20 protein-coding genes are annotated in these 22432 nt (G+C 40.2%); 12 read left to right on the top strand and 8 right to left on the bottom strand.

Annotation, left to right across the window (positions count from 1 at the left end):
* Window positions 1-442: 442 nt before the first annotated feature.
* The 6 genes from VOI17_RS17025 to VOI17_RS17000 all read left to right on the top strand — a co-directional run bounded on the left by VOI17_RS17025 (window position 443) and on the right by VOI17_RS17000 (window position 5069).
* Window positions 443-949: a sigma-70 family RNA polymerase sigma factor gene (locus tag VOI17_RS17025; RefSeq protein ID WP_323758432.1), complete on the top strand. Its 507-nt coding sequence runs from the start codon at window positions 443-445 to the stop codon at window positions 947-949.
* A gap of 1 nt (window position 950) precedes the next feature.
* Entirely contained in the window at window positions 951-1247 is a 297-nt protein-coding gene (locus VOI17_RS17020) for a hypothetical protein (RefSeq protein ID WP_323758431.1), read from the top strand.
* A gap of 762 nt (window positions 1248-2009) precedes the next feature.
* Window positions 2010-2414: an OsmC family protein gene (locus tag VOI17_RS17015; protein ID WP_323758430.1), complete on the top strand. Its 405-nt coding sequence runs from the start codon at window positions 2010-2012 to the stop codon at window positions 2412-2414.
* Window positions 2415-2490: 76 nt separating this feature from the next.
* Window positions 2491-3024: a DUF1003 domain-containing protein gene (locus VOI17_RS17010; protein WP_068414190.1), complete on the top strand. Its 534-nt coding sequence runs from the start codon at window positions 2491-2493 to the stop codon at window positions 3022-3024.
* A 242-nt stretch (window positions 3025-3266) separates the two neighbouring features.
* A complete protein-coding gene (locus tag VOI17_RS17005) occupies window positions 3267-3929 on the top strand; it encodes a hypothetical protein (protein WP_323758429.1) in 663 nt (220 codons plus the stop codon).
* Between the two features lie 627 nt (window positions 3930-4556).
* Window positions 4557-5069: a GreA/GreB family elongation factor gene (locus tag VOI17_RS17000; protein WP_323758428.1), complete on the top strand. Its 513-nt coding sequence runs from the start codon at window positions 4557-4559 to the stop codon at window positions 5067-5069.
* A 5-nt stretch (window positions 5070-5074) separates the two neighbouring features.
* Here the strand turns inward: VOI17_RS17000 and VOI17_RS16995 are convergent, their stop codons facing one another.
* Entirely contained in the window at window positions 5075-5491 is a 417-nt protein-coding gene (locus VOI17_RS16995) for a DUF4442 domain-containing protein (RefSeq protein ID WP_323758427.1), read from the bottom strand.
* A 114-nt stretch (window positions 5492-5605) separates the two neighbouring features.
* On the opposite strand from VOI17_RS16995, the gene VOI17_RS16990 reads away from it, so the two are divergent.
* Window positions 5606-6040: a peptidylprolyl isomerase gene (locus VOI17_RS16990; protein WP_323758426.1), complete on the top strand. Its 435-nt coding sequence runs from the start codon at window positions 5606-5608 to the stop codon at window positions 6038-6040.
* A 75-nt stretch (window positions 6041-6115) separates the two neighbouring features.
* Here the strand turns inward: VOI17_RS16990 and VOI17_RS16985 are convergent, their stop codons facing one another.
* From VOI17_RS16985 to VOI17_RS16970, 4 genes are read right to left on the bottom strand one after another with little or no spacing between them, the layout of a single operon-like run.
* Window positions 6116-7831 carry a M28 family peptidase gene (locus tag VOI17_RS16985; RefSeq protein ID WP_323758425.1) on the bottom strand — a complete coding sequence of 572 codons (1716 nt, stop codon included), beginning with the start codon at window positions 7829-7831 and terminating at the stop codon, window positions 6116-6118.
* Between the two features lie 35 nt (window positions 7832-7866).
* Complete coding sequence (locus tag VOI17_RS16980; protein WP_323758424.1) at window positions 7867-8454, bottom strand: 3'-5' exonuclease; 588 nt, start codon at window positions 8452-8454, stop codon at window positions 7867-7869.
* The gene (gene nhaC, locus VOI17_RS16975; protein ID WP_323758423.1) at window positions 8451-9929 is read right to left on the bottom strand and encodes a Na+/H+ antiporter NhaC; all 1479 of its coding nucleotides are present in this window, start codon (window positions 9927-9929) and stop codon (window positions 8451-8453) included. Before nhaC ends, VOI17_RS16980 begins: the two co-directional genes overlap by 4 nt.
* 41 nt (window positions 9930-9970) lie before the next feature.
* Window positions 9971-11086 carry an FAD-dependent oxidoreductase gene (locus VOI17_RS16970; protein ID WP_323758422.1) on the bottom strand — a complete coding sequence of 372 codons (1116 nt, stop codon included), beginning with the start codon at window positions 11084-11086 and terminating at the stop codon, window positions 9971-9973.
* Window positions 11087-11136: 50 nt separating this feature from the next.
* Here VOI17_RS16970 and VOI17_RS16965 point away from each other — a divergent pair, with 50 nt between their 5' ends.
* The 3 genes from VOI17_RS16965 to VOI17_RS16955 all read left to right on the top strand — a co-directional run bounded on the left by VOI17_RS16965 (window position 11137) and on the right by VOI17_RS16955 (window position 14209).
* A complete protein-coding gene (locus tag VOI17_RS16965; protein WP_323758421.1) occupies window positions 11137-11646 on the top strand; it encodes a DUF4442 domain-containing protein in 510 nt (169 codons plus the stop codon).
* A 74-nt stretch (window positions 11647-11720) separates the two neighbouring features.
* Window positions 11721-12872, top strand: a complete 1152-nt coding sequence (locus tag VOI17_RS16960) for a DUF2911 domain-containing protein (protein WP_323758420.1) — start codon at window positions 11721-11723, stop codon at window positions 12870-12872.
* Between the two features lie 173 nt (window positions 12873-13045).
* Window positions 13046-14209: a DUF3667 domain-containing protein gene (locus tag VOI17_RS16955; RefSeq protein ID WP_323758419.1), complete on the top strand. Its 1164-nt coding sequence runs from the start codon at window positions 13046-13048 to the stop codon at window positions 14207-14209.
* Here the strand turns inward: VOI17_RS16955 and hemL are convergent.
* The 3 genes from hemL to guaA are packed head-to-tail and all read right to left on the bottom strand — an operon-like array spanning window position 14206 to window position 18863.
* Complete coding sequence (gene hemL, locus VOI17_RS16950) at window positions 14206-15498, bottom strand: glutamate-1-semialdehyde 2,1-aminomutase (protein WP_323758418.1); 1293 nt, start codon at window positions 15496-15498, stop codon at window positions 14206-14208. The two genes, VOI17_RS16955 and hemL, sit on opposite strands and share 4 nt — an antisense overlap.
* Before the next feature lie 6 nt (window positions 15499-15504).
* On the bottom strand, window positions 15505-17331 hold the full coding sequence (locus tag VOI17_RS16945) for an ABC transporter substrate-binding protein (protein ID WP_323758417.1): 1827 nt from the start codon (window positions 17329-17331) through the stop codon (window positions 15505-15507).
* A gap of 2 nt (window positions 17332-17333) precedes the next feature.
* Window positions 17334-18863, bottom strand: a complete 1530-nt coding sequence (gene guaA, locus VOI17_RS16940; protein ID WP_323758416.1) for a glutamine-hydrolyzing GMP synthase — start codon at window positions 18861-18863, stop codon at window positions 17334-17336.
* Window positions 18864-19039: 176 nt separating this feature from the next.
* Between guaA and VOI17_RS16935 the strand changes: the two genes are divergently transcribed.
* Together VOI17_RS16935 and VOI17_RS16930 are read left to right on the top strand one after the other, a co-directional pair.
* Window positions 19040-19450, top strand: coding sequence for a DUF3052 family protein (locus VOI17_RS16935; RefSeq protein WP_323758415.1), 411 nt, complete (start codon window positions 19040-19042; stop codon window positions 19448-19450).
* 167 nt (window positions 19451-19617) lie between these two features.
* Window positions 19618-22338, top strand: a complete 2721-nt coding sequence (locus tag VOI17_RS16930) for a WD40/YVTN/BNR-like repeat-containing protein (RefSeq protein ID WP_323758414.1) — start codon at window positions 19618-19620, stop codon at window positions 22336-22338.
* The last annotated feature ends 94 nt before the right edge of the window (window positions 22339-22432 follow it).

Raw genomic sequence — 22432 nt, 5'->3', positions numbered from 1 at the left:
CAGGGCTTAATTAACCTTATACTGAATCAGGAATGGGTTGCACCCATTCCTACGGTATTTCGCCCCGTTGGGGCTTTTGGCTTGCTATTATTTAGCTTATCCCTGTTTTATGAACTGAGGGACTTCACTTCAACCAGCCCTGAAAGGGCGTAATAACTAAACGAAGGGTGCAACCCTTCGTAAACCGACCCACACCTTTACAGAAGTCCTGTAAGGACGATACATAACTCAGCGTACTTTCACCAACAAGCCGCCAACGATTTGTGTTTCGGGAAAATTCCGAAGCCTCGGAACCTACAGGGATTACTGTCCTTAGCGGTGGGCAATAATCCATAAAGTCTTCTTACCTTTTCCACAGCCCTTTTTAAAATAAATCACAATTCTGCTGTCATATTTTTTCAATCCAGCCCACTAACCGAGTAGAGTGCTAAAAAAACATAAAATGCAGAGAAAGGTAAAACCCACTTTTGACCAAATCCTCGAGGACAACAAGGTCAGAATTTATAGAATTTGTAAGATCTATGCTGTTGCTCCGATTGAAGCAGAGGACCTTTTTCAGGAAGTAACACTTCACATTTGGCGGGCTTTTCCAACGTTTAAGGGGAGATCTAATGTAAGCACATGGATCTATAGAATTGCCTTAAATGTCTGCATGAATGCGAAAGACAAACTGGCAAATGCCAACGAAAAAACGATCCAATTAGAGGCCATACAATTTGAACCTGTGGCTTCTGTTCCAGATACTGAGCACCAAGAAAAATATAAAGCGCTGCATGACTGTATCCATGTATTGAATACTGTAGATCAGTCTATTGTCATTTTATCCTTGGATGAACTGTCGTATAAAGAAATAGCGAAGATCACTGGATTGACAGCAAATCACATTGCTGTCAAAATGAAAAGAATCAGAAAAATACTACTCAACTGTATCACTACTAAATTAAAATAAGATGGCTAATAAAGAACAAAAATTCGATTGGGAGGAATTAAAAGACATATGGGTGAACTCTGCTCAAACAAAGAAGATCCATATTCAAATGTCTGGCTTATTGGATGAGCTCAAAGGGAAAGTAAGTCAGTTCGAAAAAGATTCGATCAAATCTGATATAGCTACCTTAAAAACCCATTGGGTGCAATTTAAAGGCATGACAAGTCAGTTTGAAAAGGACTCGATCAATAAGGATATGGCTAGAATTACTACCCTACTTAGAAAGTTTCTCAACCTATTTAAAAGGGATAAGGAGTAGTTACTTTCTGTTGCGCGGGTTTAGGGTTCTGCTGTTTATTCGGAGTAGCAGACGCTCCGAAGCTTCGGAGCTTTCTTCCTCGTACCTCGTCTCCGAAACTTCGGAGAGGATGACTGTTTAAAAAAGCCCAATCGGAGCGTCATGCCGCCCGTGAAGCTTCGGGGTACTCGCTATCCCTCAAATTAACGCTTTGCGTTTCGCTGCGTTCTCTGTGGTTAGTTTGGTAATTCAAGCTGGTTATCTGTGTTACTGAAAAAGACCTCCGAAGTCTCGGAGCAGGGTGACTTATAGCAAGCGCTTGATGCTCGGATTTTATCATAATCGAGCAGTGAAGCGTCTAAACCTATTACGCCCTTTCAGGGCTTAATTTGCTTTATATTGAATTAGGAATGGGTTGCACCCATTCCTAGGATATTTCGCCCCGTTGGGGCTTTTGGCTTGCTATTATTTAGTTTATCCCTGTTTTATAAACTGAGGGACTTCACTTGAACCAGCCCTGAAATGGCATAATAACTAAACGAAGGGTGCAACCTTCGTAAACCGACCCATACCTTTACAGAAGTCCTGTAAGGACGATGCATAACTCAGCGTACTTTCACCAACAAGCCACCAACCATTTGTGTTTCGGGAAAATTCCGAAGTCTCGGAACCTACAGGGATGACTGTTCTTAGCGGTGTGCAATAATCCATAAAGTCTTCTTACCTTTTACACATCTCATCTCTGAAGTTTTTAGGGGTGCGAGATAACAACAACACTCATTTATGAAGTATTCAATCAAAGCAGACTCTTCTTCAAAAAATAAGGCCTCGATAAAGGTGAAACAATCGGAAATCGCTTTTGGCATAACTCCTGAATCAGCCGATAGTTTACCTAACCCAGCTGAATTATTTTTGGGCTCCTTTTCCGCCTGCATTCTTAAAAATGTAGAGCGTTTTTCTGTGATGATGAAGTTTGAATACAGCCATGCGGAAATAACCGTGAACGCAACACGACTAGAAAAGCCGCCAAGAATGGACGAAATCAATTATGAATTGAGAGTTTACAGTCAAGACGAGAGTTTGAATATTGATTTACTCAAAAGGAATATTGAAAAATTCGGGACGATATTTAACACTGTGAAATTAGCTTGCTCTATCACTGGTGAAGTCAAGAAAATAGCCGAATAGAATATCTCTATAAGGAACGTCCGCGCCCTGCCATACATTTACTAAAACCATTTTGATACATTTATTAAAAAATCAAATGGACAACGACATCACCAACCTGTTAACCGCCAAATCAGAACACATCAGGAAGCTTCAGAGCATTGTAAAAAAGGCAATCGAAGATGAAACCTTAATTACCACTAACCTTTTAAATCCACCTAAAGAGATTCTCTCTACAGGGCAAAGCATTTCAGATAAAGTCGCCAAGTTTGGCGGCAGTTGGGCATTCATTATTACATTCTTTGCTATACTCATTGTTTGGATTCTCTTTAATACACTGACTCCCATCCGTGATAATTTCGATCCCTATCCATTCATTTTGATGAACCTTATTCTTTCATGTATTGCGGCATTGCAAGCTCCGGTGATTATGATGAGCCAAAACAGACAGGAGGAAAAAGACAGGAAACGCGGTGAAAATGACTACCTCATTAACTTAAAAGCTGAGTTAGAAATTAAGGCGCTGAACGAAAAAATTGACCTTTTGATGGAAGAACAAATACAAACACTGTTTGAAAGTCAAGCGCTACAACTAGAACTGTTGAAAAAGATTGATCAGAGACAGGGATAAGATCACTGTCTCGGGAACTTTGATAAATATAGATTAAGCTTCCTGTTGGTCGTGTAAGTCTTAGAGTTGTCTTTGCCATTGAATAAATAATATCATATCCTTTCAAAACCTTTTATTCAGGCATGCACATAGAATTACACTACCCCATCATCACATCATCACAAAACAGTAGGTTATTTAGGTAGTTTTAAGCAAATTCCCCTAACCAATGTGTTGGCACATATAACCTTAAATCAAAAAGTATGAGAAGAGATGAACAGTTGGCATTTTGTAAAAAATGCTCCAATCGTAAAATGGATGTACAGCAAGGACTCCTCTGTAATCTAACGGGTGAAAAGGCAACTTTCACCAATGAATGCCCTGATTTCATTCTCGATCCTACAGTCAAAGTGGAGTTAAATGATACTGAACCCTTAGAGAACCAAGACATAAGAGCCAAACTCTCAACAGATGCATATGAAAGACTTCGAATTGAGCAAAACTTACCTATGGCCATTATCAGTGGGTCAATTGCGGGACTAATTGGTGCAATTTTATGGGGAGTCATTACGGTAGCCACCAATTATCAAATTGGTTATATGGCCATTGCAATCGGTGCTGGGGTTGGGTTTTCGATGAGATATTTTGGTAAAGGAGTGGATCAAATATTTGGCATCTCTGGAGGCCTCATTGCAATTCTTAGCTGCGCAGTAGGCAACTTCTTAAGTGTAATGGGCTTTGTAGCACAGGCAGAAGGGCTTGGGTATTTTGAAACTTTAACGCGATTCGATTACTCTTTTCTTATTCCCGTAATGACGGAGACTTTTAGCGCAATGGATATTCTTTTCTATGCATTTGCAGGGTACGAGGGTTATAAATTTGCCTTCCGTGTATTTACAGAGAAAGAGCTGTCCACAGTGAAATAATGTCAATATGATTGTCTAGATCATAACTATTAAGGGCTTTGTGGGAGGCTCGATACGCCCCTTTTTTGGGGAGCTTCTGGTTGACTTAGCTTGAACCATTGGTCTGACCAATTCGCAAACTACCGAAGCCTTATGCACCTGGGTTAATAGGTAATAGCTCTTTTCAAATCTTCATTCTCTCCGAAGTTTCGGAGACAAGGCACAAGTAAGAAAGCTCCGAAGTCTCGGAGCAGGGTGACTTATAGCTAGCTTTTGGTGGTCTGTTTTGCATAAAGGGCCTACTATTACGCCCTTTCAGGGCTTAATTTACTTTATATGGAATCAGGAATGGGTTGCACCCATTCCTAGGATATTTCGCCCCGTTGGGGCTTTTGGCTTGCTATTATTTAGCCTGTCAATATTTATTGAACAAAGAAATCTCGCTTTAACCAGCCCTGAAAGGGCGTAATAACAAAACGAAGGGTGCAACCCTTCGGAAACCGAACCATGCCTTTAAAGAAGTCCTGTAAGGACGAGACATAAACCCCATGCTTCTCCGCGTACTTTGCGGTTAGTTTAACAAGTGCATTACTCCATAACTTCAAAATCAGGATGGCAACCCTATCTATGGAATTCGTAAATTGAAATATGAGCAGAGGATTTGTTAAAGAAGACGATCAGGAAGAAATACCTCTTGTACCCGCAAGAGTCAACTTACCGGAAGGCGTAACAAATTATGTTACTCAGGTAGGTATGGATGAACTTTTGGAAGAAAAACAGAAGCTTATCGATGAGAAAGACCAACTAGAGCTTACGAGTGAAAATGAAAGGCGAATTGCGGTCAATCATATCAATGCAAAACTGCAATTGCTGAACAACAGAATTTCTACCGCAAAGCTTATAGAACTAGAAGAACAGCCAAAACATGAGGTACGGTTTGGCGCTTGGGTAACTTTAAAAATTGGCAGCCAAACCAAACTCCAACGCTACCAAATTGTGGGTGTAGACGAGGCTGATATTGCTAAAGGAAAGATCTCATTCATTTCACCCATTGCTCAAATATTGACAAACAAGAAGGTTGGAGAGAAAGCCATATTAAAGTTGGCAAAAGAAGATCGGGTTTTTGAGATTGTGCAGATTGACTATACACCAGAGCAGTAATTCAGCTATTTCTTCCTTACGTAAATCGTTTTATGTACTTCGCAAACCACCTCACCTTGCTCATCAATAATTTGTAAATCGAAGAAATAATCTTTCTTACCAGCCAAAGTCACTTCTTCCCGTATTTGGGCCAAAAGTGGCTCTGTCAATTCAAAAACACATTTTACGGTTCCTCTTCCTGGCTTCTTAAAACGAATGGAAGCGGCCTTGTCCCATACAATGTAATCTCGACCCAAGGTGTTCATTAACAGAAGCATATAGAACGGATCGCACATCGCTAACAAAGAACCCCCAAAATGAACTCCTACAAGGTTTTTGTTCCACCAACGAAGTTTCAATTGCACTTCGGCCTTCATAAAATCATCAGACAAATAAGTGAGTTTAATACCTGCTCCCATAAATGGAGGGTACCAATTGATCATTTTCACTTTTTGTTTTCGGGAAAGTAGCGGCATAATGTTTATTCTTTTTAAAAGGTGAAACGTGTTTTGTTCTGAAACCCTTAGCTTTGCAGTTCAAATTTATCATAACATTTCATGACAGCAGAAATACAAACCGAAAAAGGGGTAATGAAAGTTGAGTTCTTTGAAAAGGACGCCCCAAACACAGTAAAGAATTTTACTGACTTGGCTAAAAAAGGCTTTTATGATGGTCTTACTTTCCATCGTGTACTTCCAAACTTCGTAATTCAAGGCGGTTGCCCTAATGGTACTGGCGCTGGTGGTCCTGGTTACAAAATCGACTGTGAGTTAGACGGTGACAACCAGTACCACGATCGTGGAGTGCTTTCTATGGCACATGCGGGTAGAAACACTGGTGGTTCTCAATTCTTTGTTTGCCACAGCAGAGACAATACAGCTCACTTAGACAGAAACCATACTTGCTTTGGTAAAGTGGTAGAGGGTATAGATATTGTTGATGAAATCAAAGAGGGTGATAAAATCAATAAGATCGTTGTAAGCGAAGCTTAAGAAGCATTATCATATAAAAGCCTCGGTTTGAAAATTCAGACCGAGGCTTTTTTGTTTCTTTCAGACAGTACAAATCTATTTCAATTGCCCCATAATCATGTTGCGATAGCCCATTAAGGCATCTTGCGTGGCTTGAAGGTTCTCTTTGAATGCGGCCATGCCTTTAGGCTCAATATCCAGCGTAGCATTAAAAACATCTCTGTAATAGTCTGCCCAAGTATTGATAATATCTTTCTGTTCGGCAAGGTCACCTCCGTTGGCAAGGGCGTCTTGGCTCAGTTTCAATTCTGCTTGTAAACGCATTGTAGCCGCCATTGAAGCTTCCAAAAGCATTACGTGTGCTAGGCGATCGTTATTTTCGGTTAAAACAAAAGAGATGATCATAGCACCAATCCCAACATTCTTCAAAGTCACAGGCGATACCTTATCGATTCTATCTTGATCCGTATGGTAGAATTGATCGGTGAAATGCCAAAGCAATAAACCTGGAATATTGGCTTGAAGGAATGGCGTATGATCGCTACCTCCTTCAAATGGGTTGTAGTTCACTTCCCAATTCTTCTCCTCCCCAATCATATCGAAAACACCAATGGTTAGGTCGTTGAAGTAGTGTGGTTTCAACTGTTCCTTCTTTAATGGTCTTCCACCCCACTCTGAATGTTTCTCTTTTCCACGGGTCCAAATGGCTCCCGGATCAGGCATTTTTTCGATTAAGAAAGAACCACCAGTGATGGCAGTATTCTCTCCCACCATGTCCAAACTCATTCCCCATTTAATACCTTTTGCGCGTTCAGCATCTTCTTGCACATATCTACGTGTTGATACAATTTCATCACCAAAAAGGTAGGTAATGGTACGTTCAGGGTTCACTTTACCTGCTTTTAAAAGTCGGGCAGTAGAAGAAGCCACTTCACCTAAAGCCCCTACTCCAGTTGCGTTATCATTGGCGCCTGGCTCTTGCACGTGCGCACTAAATACAAAGCGTTCATTCGGTAATGCGCTTCCTTTTACTTCGGCCACCAGTGTCAATTCTTCTGATTCGTAAATCTTCGTTTCTAGGTTGATCTTTACTTTAGTCTGACCCGCTAAAACTGCTTTTTTCAATATTTCATGTGCTCTATAAGAAAGCAACACACCAAAAGCTTTGGCTTCCTCATCTCTAGGAATTCCAGTAAACGAAATAGAATTTTGGTGTTTCTCCGGTTGGTTATAGGCTGGCAAACCGTATGTAATTACGCCTGCTGCCCCGTGTTTTTTAACCGCCTCGTTGAAAGTACGGCTCGGACTGCCTTCAGTCATTACGACCTTGCCCTTCAAATCCATTCCATCCAGACTTTCCGCAGAAACCTTTTCAACATATACAACTTCAAATTCTTTTTCACCACCAGTACTATAAGAGTAAGAAGCAATCATATTGAAATTGGTTTTGAGGTTGAGCAACTCTTGATTTCCAATTTTCAAAGATCCCGAAACGGGTTCCCAAGTAGGTCTTTCCATTGCACGCTTCTCAATTCTGTACGTAAGTCGATCAGTTGCTTTTGCGTTTTCTTCCAACACATAGCCCGCCTTTTTCAGCTTCTCTACCACATGGTAAATACTATTGTTGAAACCTTCGTTTCCAGCCAATCGCCAATATTGCTGCACATAATCCACAGTTTCGAAAGCAGATTCTTGATTGAATTCGGCATCGGCCATTGTGTAGTAATCCTCAATAAAAGAGTCTAACTGCTGGGCAGTTACCTGAAATACAGACAACGCAAGCCCCAAAAACAAAATAAGTGTTCTTTTCATTTTCAATTTATTAAATACGATTGTTGACAGATTATCTATTCTACAAAACCCCATGTATAGAGCTTCTCGTAAATTTCTAAGCAAATCCAAGCATCGGTGGCAGCGTACCGAATTTGCTTTTCAGTCAATTGCTCTAGCTCCCAGTTAGAAGTCTGGGCAGATTTTGAAATACGAATCCCCATGATCATTCCGGCCAGATTTCTAGCGCCAATATTTTCAGCTCCAATCTCAACGAACTTCTTATTCAAGTCTAAAAAGCCTTGATGATTGAACGTTTTGAGGTTATTCAAAAGATTGAAATCATCGTCCAACCCAATTCCGATTTTAGTGATTTCAGGGTTTTCCATAAAATCAATAATACAAGGTAAAAGCCCTGTATGCATAATTCTCAGTAGATATACCTTTTCTGGTGTACCAATCTGGATTAATGAAATATACCTGACTTGCCCTTTCTTAAAAGTAGGCCTTGCCTCAGTATCGAAACCAACTGCTGTGAACTCATTGATTTCATCCATCGCTTTTTTAATGGACTCCTCTGTACTTGCGATGACCACCTTCCCTTTATAGCCAGAAAGTGGCAATTCCATAATTTCTTGCTTGGTTATTGATTTGGTAAAACTCATTCTTCAGCTAGGGCTTCTTCGGTCTCTTCAGCTTTTGAAGGATCTATTTTTCTTATTTTAATATTAAGGTAAGCAAAGGCCACAGTCATTAACGGGCTTATTAAATTGAAGAACGCATAAGGCAAATAAGCACCAGTTGCCACACCTAAAACACTTGAATGATAGGCTCCACAGGTATTCCAAGGAATGAGTACCGAAGTCACCGTTCCTGAATCTTCTAAAGTTCTAGACAGGTTTTCTGGAGCCAGCCCTTTTTGTTTATAAATATCAGCATACATTCTGCCTGGTACCACAATGGCCAAATATTGGTCAGATGCTGTACCGTTGAAGAATATGGTCGTTCCAGCTGTTGCAGCCACCAAAGAACCCGTTGAGCTTACTTTTGAAATTACTGCAGCTGCAATTCGCTTTAGTAAACCTGTTCTTTCCATTACCCCACCGAAAATCATGGCCGACATAATTAACCAAACAGTGTTAAGCATTCCTGCCATTCCCCCAGAAGTTAATAATTCGTCTACCATGGCGTTCCCAGTAACTACACTAATATCTCCGTAAAGCGACTTCATAATACCTACAAAGGTCACTTCCCAGTTAGCCCCTTCCCAACCCGCTACCGAGGTAACAACGTCAGGTTGAAAAATCAATGCAAAAACAGCGCCTAACAATGCTCCAATTAGAATGGCTGGAATCGCTGGCACTTTCTTTAAAATCATCCCTATTACGGCCAAAGGCACTAAAAACAACCATCCATTAATATTGAATCGTGAAGTGATGGCCGTTAAAATCTCTCCCGTTTCAGTAATCTCACCGCTGCCAGAACTGGTAAAACCTAAGATTAAAAACAGAATTAAAGCAATAACAATTGACGGCACAGTAGTTAAAGTCATATACCTGATATGGGTAAACAAATCTGTTCCCGCCATGGCTGGCGCCAAATTGGTGGTATCAGACAAAGGCGACATTTTATCACCGAAATAAGCACCTGACAAGATCGCTCCAGCAACCATCCCTTCGTTCAATCCCAAAGCTTGACCAATACCAATTAGAGCAATACCGACAGTGGCTGCGGTGGTCCAAGAGCTACCGGTGGCCATAGAAACAATGGAGCAAATGATACAAGCGGCAAATAGAAAAATGGTGGGGTTAAGAATTTGTAAACCATAATAAATCATGGCCGGTACAATTCCGCTTAAAAGCCAAGTTCCCGCCAAACAACCTATTAAAAGTAGAATGATTATAGAGGCCATTGCTGAACTGATACTTTTTACAATTCCGTTTTGAATAGTTTCCCATTTATAACCCAGCTTGAGCGCAACTAAAGTAGCAACGCCAGCAGAAAGGATTAAAATAATTTGATTTGAGCCATCAAGAGACGAATCCCCAAAGATTCGAACATTGATAAAAAGGGCTATTACTAAAAAAATAATGGGGATAAAAGCCTGGAAAAGAGTAGGCTTACTGTGAGTATTCGTCATAGTTCTTTTGAAGTCAGAATTTGAAGATAAGAAGATTTATTTTATTCAAGCATTAGAGATGCTAAACGCTGCCCAACTTTGCTTCCAACGGCAACTCCCATGCCTCCTAACCTCACGCCTAACACAATATTTTCGCTGTGTTTCTGAACGATGGGTTGTTTGGTTTTTCCAAAAGCCATAATGCCCGCCCAAGCCATATCTACTTCAAATTTTTGATTGGGAAGAATGATGGTTTTTAGGTCAGACTTCAGTTTATCCAAAATCAATTCTCTCACTTCAAACTCGGTACTCTCCTCGCCTCCAATATCTAGGTTTCTTCCTCCACCAAAAATGATTCGGTCTTCATAGTTACGGAAATAGTAATACCCTTCTTCATAATGGAAAGTACCTTTAAAAGGAAGACCAGCAATTGGTTTGGTTACTAGCACCACTCCACGCCCCGGTTTAAGCTCAGTTTCAGGCAATAGTTTTCTTGTGAAAGCATTGCTACAAACGGCCAGTTTTCTAGCATTAAAACTTAATTCGGGTGTATTTACGGTTACGCCTTCTGGGGTTTCTTCAAAAGAGAGCACTTCGCAATTGGTGAATAGCTTAATGCCCAATTGTTGAGCAAGACCTTCGAGGCTCTTCATCATTTTACCCGTGTCGATTTGCGCTTCCATCGGATTTTCAATCAAGGCTTTGATATGCGATGAGCTAAACCCAAAAGTTTTAATCAAGTCACTTCTTTCTGAATAGACTTTTCTGTTAAAAAGTGGCCTTAATAATTGATTCACTTTTTCAACAGCATCCAAAGCCAATAAGTCCTTCTGAAAGAGCAGTTCGTATCCACCGTAATTCTTGAAGCCAATATGATTATCCCCCAAACGAGAACGGAGAAGTTCTAAGCCTTTCCAGCGGAATTCAACGAGTTCTTGTACTTCCGTTTCTGTCATCCCCTTCAAATCATTCATGATTTCAGTAAGACTACCAAAACAGGCAAAACCAGCATTTTTAGTACTGGCACCAGTCGGAAAAGTACCTCGTTCCAAAATTGCAACGGACTGATTCGGGAATTTCTCTTTGATGGCCACGGCAGTAGAAAGCCCAACAATCCCCCCTCCTATAATTATATGATCGAAATTTATAAATGATTGTCTTTCCCAAAAACTGAGCATATCCTATGTATTTAAAGAAACTTGCCTAAATTAATTGAAAAATATCTACCATGTTCGATCCAGCCCAACTCTTAGAAAAAGCAAAAAACTCAAAACGCCATTTAGCGCTACTCAATTTCGGGCTTGCACGAATGATTCCTTTCAATAAACCCCACGGTATCAAGATTGTAGCCATTGGCGATAAATCGGTAAAAACCCTTTTCCCCTACAAACGAAGGAATTTCAATCACATTAAAGGTTTGCATGCTTGCGGCTTGGCCACCGTATCGGAATTTACTACAGGTATTGTTTTACTTTCCACTTTAGATGCGAAGCAGTACCGAATTATTATGCAGAAAATGGAAATGAATTACCATTATCAAGGTAAGATGAATTCGTTTGCTGAGTTTTCTGTAACCGAAGAATGGCTTGAAAACGAAGTAATCAAACCTTTAGAAACGCAAGAATCAATTGTGGTAAACTGCGAAGTAAAAACCCATGATAGCGAGGGGAATCACCTCACTACGGGCAATATTTATTGGCAAATAAAAGCATGGAACAAGGTTAAAACGAAAGCTTAACCACTGATATAAAGGCAGTTTGTAGCATTAGTGCTTTAGTTTATCTTTCTCATATTAGAAACTAGACAAGCCTTATGAAAAAGATATTCCTTGCCTTATTGGTAGCCACTGTTGTTGCCTCATGTAAATCCCCTAACACATCAAACGAAGCTGGATTCATTACCTTATTGGGAAATGACACCTTAGCTGTGGAATCGTTTACCAAATCAAGTGATCTCTTTTCAGCCAAAGTGGTTTTACGCTCACCTAGTATATCCTTGCGAAAATATGATCTGACTTATGCTAATGGCGACTTTGCTACACTCGAAGTAATCGATTTCGATCCAGCTCAAGGCTTCGGTGGAGCAGGAACTTTGGTGCAAAGAATGACCAAACAGCAAGACAGCCTTGTGGTAGAATCTGAAGGTAGAGACGGCATGACCAGTAGAACGGTTGCATTTGAAAAAGACATGCTTCCTTTTATAGATATGGTACATTGGCCTTTCGACTTAGCTTTCAACGAGGCTGTTAAAAGTCAAAGCGACAGCATTAACCAAAGGCTTTGGACGGGCAGAAGCTTCTCTACTTTTATTATAGCTAAAGAAGGTCCTGATAGTCTAACTATTCGTCATCCGTCACGTGGCGTTATGGGTGTGGATATTGAAGAGAATGGAGATATCCTATTATTAGATGCAGCACTTACCACAAGGAAACTAAAAGTGCGTAGGGTTAAAAGTGTAGATATTGACAAGGTTGCGACATCTTTTGCAGAAGCCGATAGAAACGGAAAAACCTTTGGTGAATTATCTAGCGCCCCCGAAGGGCATTTTGAATTTAAGGGTGCAGAATTTGATATCTCTTATGGCTCACCTCAAAAAAGAGGAAGAGAAATTTTTGGTGGTATAGTGCCTTGGGGACAGCTTTGGAGAACTGGTGCCAACAGAGCTACCCATTTCAAGACTTCAAAAGATCTTAAAATTGGGGATCTAAACGTACCTGCTGGTGAATATACCTTCTTCACCATTCCTGAGCCTAATGGCGGAACCCTGATTATTAACAAGCAAACAGGTCAAAATGGCCAATCCTATAACCAAGAGCGAGATTTAGGGCGTATTCCAATGAAGATTAGTAAGCAAAACGAAATCACTGAACCTTTTACTATTAATGTTGAAGAATCAGATAATGGTGGCGTTATCCAGCTGATATGGGATCAAACAGTTTTCTCAATTGATTTTATAGTGCTTTAAAGAATTATTTTGACAAAAGGGAAATAGGCTGAGTTAAATCAGAACCTAAAAACCTCACATCTATACACTACTCAATAGAAGGGCCTGGAGATTTTCAGGCTCTTTTTCTTTCCCCCTGTTTGGGGAATGGTATTTAGCCACTATCTTTAACTTTCCTGAAAACATTTTTTTTGATGAAAACCAAAAAGCGTAGAAGTACGCATTGTAGTAATTGCGATAGCCCACTGGACGAGAGTTATAACTTCTGCCCTACTTGCGGTCAGTCCAATACCGACAATAATATTACCTTTTCAATTCTTATTAGGGAGTTTTTGGACAACTACCTTGGCGTTGACTCTAAGATGGCTAACAGCATAATGCCATTTTTATTCAGCCCAGGGAAATTGACAAATAGATTTCAGGATGGGAAAATCAAGCATTTTATTCACCCAGTAAGACTCTATCTGGTACTCAGTGTATTTTACTTCTTTGTGATCTCATACCTCCTCAGTTTTGACCTAAGATCCTTAGGGAATGATAATTTCAGTCTCCCAACCAGCGCTGACATAGAAGAACTCCGCAACGACCCTGATTTTGCTATACTAACGGATTCGTTAAAAATCGAGGCCTTAAATGATTCTCTTGTAAGGCAGTTTGCTGGCATCAGCAATTTCAATGCGCTTTATGATTCACTGGTTAGTAAGTATGATTCCGCTATTATTAACAATACTGAGGTAGCGCTGAATGCGGTGGACCTTATTGCCACCAATGAAAACGAACATTTCCTTGATAAAACCAACCGATGGGCAAGAGATAGACACCTCAGTGATGATGCTTTTATGGATTCATTGACGGGAGGTAATGGTAATTATAAAGTTTTCAACATCACCGATACAACTACCAGCGAAAACGGTCAGCACCTCAAGTCTCAGGTAAGAAAGGTTTTTAAAAATGAAGAAGGTTTTAAAGGCTTTATCCTTGGCAACCTTCCTATTATGATGTTCTTACTTATTCCACTCTTTGCATTGGTACTTAAAGTAGTGTACGCAAGACGTAATCACCTCTATATAAAACATATAGTACATGCGCTTCATGTACACTCCTTTGCTTATTTTATATATGGCATCAGTTTACTCGTGATCTTTAAACTACTCGTTGGCCACACTGGCTGGCAGACTGCGGTAGGAGTATTTACCTTTATTGGTGTAAGTACATATGTGTATGTTTCCTTCTTAAATGTTTACAAGCAAGGCTGGTTTAAAACCCTTGTCAAGTTTAACATTGTAGGTTTTATCTACCTTCTTCTCCTACAGACTTTCTTCAGTTTTGAAATCTTTATGAGCTTCTGGTATTACTAGTGAATGGCTTTTAAGGATTTGTAATTGGCCTCAATAACCTTATCGGCTAATGCTTCTGTAATCGAATCTGAAATAAACAGGGTTTCGAATTGAGAAGGTGCTAAATAAACACCATTATTAAGCATTTCTCTAAAGTATTTACCAAACAAGGCGGTATCGCATGTTTTAGCTGATACAAAATCAGTTACTTTCTGATCCGTAAAGAATATACTGATCATAGAGCCTATTCGGTTCATGGTATAAGGCAGCCCAAGGGTATCCAGATTCTTTTGGAAGCCCTCTTCTATTCGCTGAGTAATATTGGCCAAACGCTCATACAAGCTATTTTCGTTTTTAATTTGGCGAAGCATTGCCAAACCAGCAGCCATGGCCACAGGGTTTCCTGAAAGTGTTCCAGCCTGATATACTGGCCCTACAGGAGAGACAAAGTCCATTAATTCCTTCTTGCCACCATAGGCACCCACAGGCATTCCACCTCCAATGATTTTCCCTAGGGTGGTTAAGTCAGCCTGCACACCAAAAACACCCTGCGCACCTGACATTGACAAACGGAAGCCCGTCATCACTTCATCAAAAATGAGTATAATGCCATACTGGTCGCACAGCGTTCTTAAGCCTTGTAAATAGCCTTCCTTAGGTAGAATACAACCCATATTGCCAGCTACTGGCTCAAGAATAATAGCCGCAATTTCATTCCCTACTTTGGAAAGCAATTCTTTTGCTTTTTCAAGGTCATTAAAAGGAAGCGTAAGTGTATCAGCAGCGGTGCCTTTGGTTACACCTGGACTATCAGGTGCCCCCATTGTCATAGCTCCTGAGCCAGCTGCGATCAAAAATGAATCGCCATGACCGTGGTAGCAGCCTTCAAACTTTATAATCTTATCTCTGCCTGTAAACCCTCTTGCCAAACGCACAGCCGACATTGTTGCTTCGGTGCCTGAGTTTACCATTCTCACTTTTTCAATGGAAGGGAACATGCTGCAAATCATTTCTGCCATTTCAATTTCAGCATTGGTTGGCGCACCAAAGGAAAGAGATGTCTTAACTGCTTCTATTACAGCCGCTTCAATTTTCTCATTGGCATGACCAAAGAGCATTGGCCCCCAAGAATTGATCAGCTCAATAAAGGCATTGTCATCTTCATCGTACATAAATGCCCCTTTCGCCCTTTTAATAAATAGCGGATTTCCACCTACAGATTTAAAAGCACGAACAGGAGAGTTTACACCACCTGGAATAGATTTTTGAGCTTGGTCAAATAGCTTTTGACTGCGAGAAGTATTGAGCATCTGAAATTAATTATTTGATTGTTTTACTTTAGAATCCACCATCCTCAAAATCGGGGTGTATCTATTGTCATTGGACAGTTGATAACTGAAATTATCTGTCAATTCGCCTGACACCATTTTCTTCGTTTTTAGTCCAAACTGGAAGTATTTCCCGTATTGAGACAACAGCCTCCCATAAGTAACCATGATATCATAGCCGATGTAGGCATCACCAAGTCTGTCTTCCTTTTTAGGCACAGCGGAAAACTTCTGTAAAAAGCGCTCTCTAAACTCTTTTACTGAAGGCTTTTCATAATCAATCCAATTTGAACCCGTAAAAACAGCTTCTACCCTCTCTAATTGCTGGAAAGAGATGGATTGCTCTGAACTCAACCAACGTGATGAACCAACATAATAGATTGTATCCTCTCTGGCATCGATACCACTTATTACACTAGCAGACAACGAGGGTATATCTGAAGCGATAAAGACATGACCAATACTATCGGGCATGATCCCTAATTCTTCATTCAGAAAATCATCTTTCGAGTACTTTTCCCACTTCTTAACCCCAGCATCTAATAAAGAATCCATCTCAGCAATCATTCTAGCGCGCTCAGAAGAGTCTTTATCTACTTTGATTTTCTCTACCAACATTTGCTGAATTTTCACCGATTCATTCGGTCTAATCATTTGTTCAATCACTACATTGAAAGAATCCTTTTCAATGAGTTTTCTGTAGAGCAGTGCTCTTGGCTTATCCGCTTCACTGGCATAGAAAATTGCCACATTCTTGTTTTTGGTCAGGTGCTTTCGAGTGTACTCAGCAGCACTAATGGCCAAAGATTCGTTGCTAGGATAATATAAAAAAGCAAATGGGTTATCGATCAAAATTTCGCCATTGGATGATAAAGGGTTAATAAAATTGATTTTATGCTCTTTAGAAAACCTTACCACTTCGCCAATAGGGCCCGGATATGCTGGACCAACAATCAAATCAAGTTCTTTGAGTTTTGGATCAGCCAAAATAGCCCGCGTAGTAGTCGCACTAGTTTTGGTATCGAAGGTCATTAAATTGATATTGATATTCTCTTCTGCCAATTTCTCTAGGCCTAATTTCATCCCCTGTAAAAATCGAACTGGCCAATCGTTCATCATACGAACTAGGTTTGCAGAATCACCATTGTATTGAAATGGAAAGAACAAACCAATGTTATAGACTTCCTTTTTTGGGGAGAAATTCACACCTTCGATATTCACTTTGGGTGTGATTTTGAAAGTAGTGATCAAACTATCAATCAAGACAAAATTTCGATCCATCACATTCTCTGTGAGTAAGGATGTCAATAAATTGGATGCAATAATTGGGTCTGGATAATTTTGCAACAAGGTTTTTAGTCGATCCCTGTCCCTTTCTTTCGTCAAGTGCTCTATTTTCAGTGCCGCAATTTCTTCCTTGAAATTGTCATCATTAATCGTTTCTAAATGATTCAAGCCATTTTCAAGCTCACCGTTTTCAAAGGCAATCTTTGCCTGCCAAAAGTTAATCTCATTTGCAGACTCGGACCAATCAGGGTATTTCTCTTCAATCTGGGTAAACAGCCCTTGCGCCATAGTAGCATCACCTGAATGATATGCTGAAATCGCATGGTAAAAATTGGCATATCTGACCAAATCATTATCCTGTTCTAAAGCACTGATTTGATTAAACCTCCCCATTGCCAAGGCATACTGTTGCCTATCTAACAAAGCTTTTGCTTCATCAAACATTATTTTAATGTCTTGAGCAAAAGATGAATGACCAACAAAGGGCAAGAAAATTAGTACTATAAAACAGCGGGTCTTTATCGTCATGTTTACTCCCATTCTATTGTAGCGGGCGGTTTAGAACTGATGTCATAAACCACTCTATTTACTCCTTTTACTTGATTGATAATTTTATTCGAAACATCCTGCAAGAACTCATACGGCAAATTACACCAGTCGGCTGTCATACCATCCACACTGCTTACGGCCCTAAGTGCTACTACTTTTTCATAAGTACGCTCATCTCCCATAACGCCAACCGATTGTACCGGAAGTAACATTGCTCCTGCTTGCCATACATCATCATACAAACCAGCTTCTTTCAAGCCATTGATAAAGATGTAATCTACTTCTTGAAGAATAGCCACTTTTTGAGCGGTAATATCGCCTAAAATACGGATACCTAAACCTGGGCCGGGGAAAGGATGTCTCCCCAAAATACTTTGGTCAATCTCCAAAGTTTTACCTACAAGTCTTACACCATCCTTGAAAAGTGTGTTCAATGGCTCAACCACTTTCAAATTCATTTTATCGGGCAAACCACCAACGTTGTGATGCGATTTTATTGTAGCCGATGGGCCATTAACCGAAACCGATTCAATAATATCTGGGTAAATAGTGCCTTGACCTAACCATTTAACGCCCTGTATCTTCTGGGCTTCTTGATCAAATACTTCAATGAAGACGCGGCCAATGGCCTTTCGCTTTCCTTCAGGGTCTGAAATTCCTTCGAGTGCTTTGTAAAACTGATCTTTGGCATTCACACCTTTTACGTTCAAGCCCATACCTTGGTAGGACTCCAAAACGCTTTCAAACTCATTCTTTCTCAGTAGTCCGTTATCAACGAAAATACAATGCAGGTTTGCACCAATCGCCTTATGAATAAGCACAGCGGCAACAGAAGAATCTACTCCTCCAGAAAGACCTAAAACCACCTTATCGTTGCCCAATTTTTCTTTGAGTTCAGCAATGGTAGATTCCACGAATACATCTGGGGTCCAATCTTGACTACAACCAGCAATGTGAACTACAAAATTTCTTAGTAACTCCTTTCCTTCGGTTGAATGCGTTACCTCAGGGTGAAATTGAATGCCGTAAGTATCTTCATTCTGAATTTTATAAGCGGCCACCTTAACACTTGGTGTGCTGGCTATAACCACAAAATCAGCTGGAAGGTCAGAGATTGTATCTCCATGCGACATCCAAACCTGCGAACCCAAATTGATTTCTTTCATCAAATCAGAGTGCATGTCAACATGGTTCAGCTTAGCACGTCCATATTCTCTGATTTCAGAGGGCAATACATTGCCGCCAAACTTCTGTGCCATAAGCTGTGCACCATAGCAAACACCTAATAAAGGCAATTTACCTCTGAACTGACTAAGGTCTAAATCAGGCGACCCTGCATCTCTTACAGAGCAAGGACTTCCTGAGAGAATGACTCCTTTAATGTCGTCTGTAATGGGTGGAATGTTGTTAAAAGGGTGGATTTCGCAATAGACATTGAGTTCTCTTACTCTACGGGCGATTAGTTGAGTGTACTGAGAACCGAAATCCAGAATAAGTATCTGTTCAGCCATGCGCAAAAATAATATTCAAGTCGACTAATCACTAATAAATAACAAGTAATTGTGTAGCATCTTTTAAGTAGAAAAGATTAAATTAACCAATGACAGTCTGTGTTAGCAATCGAAAACAACTTTCATAAGTCAATATCAATAATACGGCATCAAAACCTATCCAAATTTATCATGTTATGAGCGGATACTCTGGAACTCCATTGGCCAAGAAATTAGGGATTAAAGAAGGTTTCAAAATCATCCTTTTAAATCAACCTGATTATTATAGGAATCTGTTCGAGGGTTTACCCAACAACATTGAGTTAATTGATCTTCAAAGTGAAGATCAAGTTGATTTCATTCATTTTTTCACAAAATCTGAACAAGAGCTTCAAGGCAAAATTCTAGACTTAAAATCAAAACTCAAACCAACTGGAATGATTTGGGTCTCTTGGCCTAAAAAAGCATCGAAAGTCCCAACGGATGTTGACGATAGCATTGTCCGAAAAACTGGCTTAGAAAGCGGTTTAGTGGATGTAAAGGTTTGTGCAGTAGATGAGGTTTGGTCGGGGTTGAAATTTGTTTTCCGATTAAAAGACCGGGGCTAATCTGATTGTTTATTTGGCCATGAGACATATTTACCAAATGATACCTTACCAGACCTATTGATACTTTATTAAATTCTATCTAGATCAAACCATTCATGTAATCTTTGCACCCGTTTTTTGCCCACGGTCTAAATTGAAGTAATTTAACGGGATTCAAATCAATAACTATGAAATTTAGATTTACAAAAAACATTAAGATCGCTAGCTTTTTGCTTGTCTTATTGTGCTTTGCAGCTCCGTTTGCCCAAGCGCAAAAGATTCCGGCCAACGTAGCCGACAGAATTCACTTTAGAGACATCGGCCCAACCCGACAAGGTGGACGATATGTGGACTTTGCAGTAGTAGACAAATCAACCAAAATCATCTATGCCGCAACAGCATCGGGTGGTGTGTGGAAATCTGTGAATAACGGAATTTCATGGGAATCGCTTTTTGACAAAGAAAACATTATTTCAGTAGGCGCCATTGCCGTGGACCAACGCAACAATGATGTTGTTTGGGTAGGTTCAGGTGAAGCCAACAACTCTAGAAGTTCATACTGGGGAAATGGTATTTATAAGTCTACAGATGCAGGAAAGACATGGACAAACATGGGGCTTCCTGAATCTCATCACATTGGAAGAATCCTTATTGATCCTAAAAACTCAGACGTTGTATATGTTGCAGCATTGGGTAAGCTTTATTCAGATAACCCAGAAAGAGGCTTATACAAAACTACCAATGGTGGTAAAAGCTGGACAAAAGTTCTTGAGGTTAAAAAGGATGATGGAAAATTCATTGGTGTAGTTGACGTGGCCATGAGCCCTAACGATCCAAACACGCTAATTGCAGCTGCTTATGATAAAATCAGAACCCCTTGGACCTTTAACGAAGGTGGTGAAGGTAGTGGATTATACAAATCAACCAATGGAGGTAAAACTTGGAAAAAACTTTCAAAAGGTCTTCCTGGTGGTTTCTTAGGTAGAATTGGTGTGGCTTATGCACCAAGTAACTCTAAAGTTATTTATGCCAATATTGAAAACGTGAACGTTGACGGTATTTCTACAGAAGAAAGAAGAAGAATGTTAGAGATTGGTATCCCTTTGGAAAGAGGCCAATCAGTAGATGGAGTCGAGATGTACCGTTCTGACGATGGTGGAGAATCATGGAAGAAAATCAGTCCTGATGGGGAAGATATTGGTGGTGCTCCTTCATATTACTATCAGCAAGTGAGAGTTAACCCTAAAGATCCAGACCATGTTTATGTAATTGGTATTGGAATGTGGGAATCAAGAAACGGTGGAAAAACTTGGGAGACCCCTTTCAGGTTTGGTGGAGATAACCACGCCATGTGGATTGACCCAGCAGACCCAGAGCATATGCTTTTAGGTTATGACCACGGAATGGGAATTACTTATGATGCAGGAAAAACTTGGTATCACCCTGACGAAATTCCATTGGCTCAGTTCTACGCAGTAGATGTAGATATGAAGTACCCATACAATGTATATGGCGGTTTACAAGACAACGGTTCTGTAAGAGGCCCTAGTTCTAAAAGAAGCGGATCTATCGGTTTAGAAGATTGGAACCGTACTGGCGGTGGAGATGGAATGTACAATGCGGTAGACAGAACAACAAACAGATATCTGTATAACGAGTCTCAATTCGGACCGCTTTCTAGACTTGATATGGAAACTGGTGAAAGCAAAGGCATTCGTTATAGTGGTGACCGTAACATGCGTTGGAACTGGAATGCTCCAATATTAGTATCTCAACACGATAGCGATGTTATTTATCATGCTGGTAACAAGGTTGTTAAATCTAACTTTAGAGGCGAAAGCTGGACAGAGATTAGCGGTGACTTGTCTAAAAATGATCCAGTTAAAGCAAACGGAACAGGTAATATCCAGTACGGTACAATTACTACCTTAGAAGAATCACCTATCGATGTCAATGAACTTTGGGCTGGGACGGATGATGGAAACGTGCACGTAACACGTGATGGTGGCAAAACATGGACCAACCTAAACGCCAACGTTCCAAACAACCCTGAATACTGGGTAACTAGAATTGAAGCTTCTGCTCATACACCGGGTACGGCTTACCTTTCTTATAACGGAATGCGTAGAGATGTTTTCACCCCATACCTTTATAAAACAACAGACTACGGAAAAACATGGACTTCATTAGCATCTGGTCTTCCAAATGAGCCTGTAAACGTAATTCGTGAAGACCACAAAAACCCTAACTTGTTATTTGTAGGTACTGAGCTTTCTGTTTATGCAAGTGTTGATGGCGGTAAAAACTGGGCGAAACTCAGTAATAACTACCCTACTAACCCTGCTTATGACATGGTGATTCACCCAAGAGAGAACGAACTTGTTGTGGCTACACATGGTAGAGGTATTTTCATTGCAGATATTACTCCGCTTCAAGGTTTGACTTCTGATGCGTTTAATTCAGACGTTACTTTATTCGATGTGCAGCCTGCTGTACAGTGGGTACGTGGTTTAGGCAACACCTCTCCTTCTATTAATTTTAATGGAGAAAGCCGTCAAGCAGGTGTTCATATTAATTTCCACGCCAAGAACGCTGGCAAAGCAACCATTAAAATTCTTAAAGGCACAAGAGAGATTTACAAAACGGAGGTTAATGCCAAGGCTGGATTAAATCAAATGATCTGGGGAATGGATGAAATCACAAGCGAAAGAACTGCAGAACAATTGCAGCAAATGAGACAGCGTTTTGGACGTTTTGGTTTGAGTGCTGAAGAGCTAGAAGAAAGAGTTGCTCAGTCGAGATATATCACTAAGCCGACTCAGCCAGGTGAATTTACTGTTATTCTTGAAATGAATGGAAAGACACAAAGTAAAGACACCAGAGTACTTCAAGACATCTGGTATAAATAAGAATCGTTTTTAAATAAAATAATAAAGAGGTTGACTATAAATGGTCAACCTCTTTTGCTTTATAGGGGTTATCAACATTCATGAGAAAGATTTA

The organism is Roseivirga sp., assembly GCF_034669765.1.
GTDB lineage: Bacteria > Bacteroidota > Bacteroidia > Cytophagales > Cyclobacteriaceae > Roseivirga.
The sequence above is the reverse complement of the archived record's forward strand: the minus strand, read 5'-3'. Positions and strand labels throughout refer to the sequence as shown.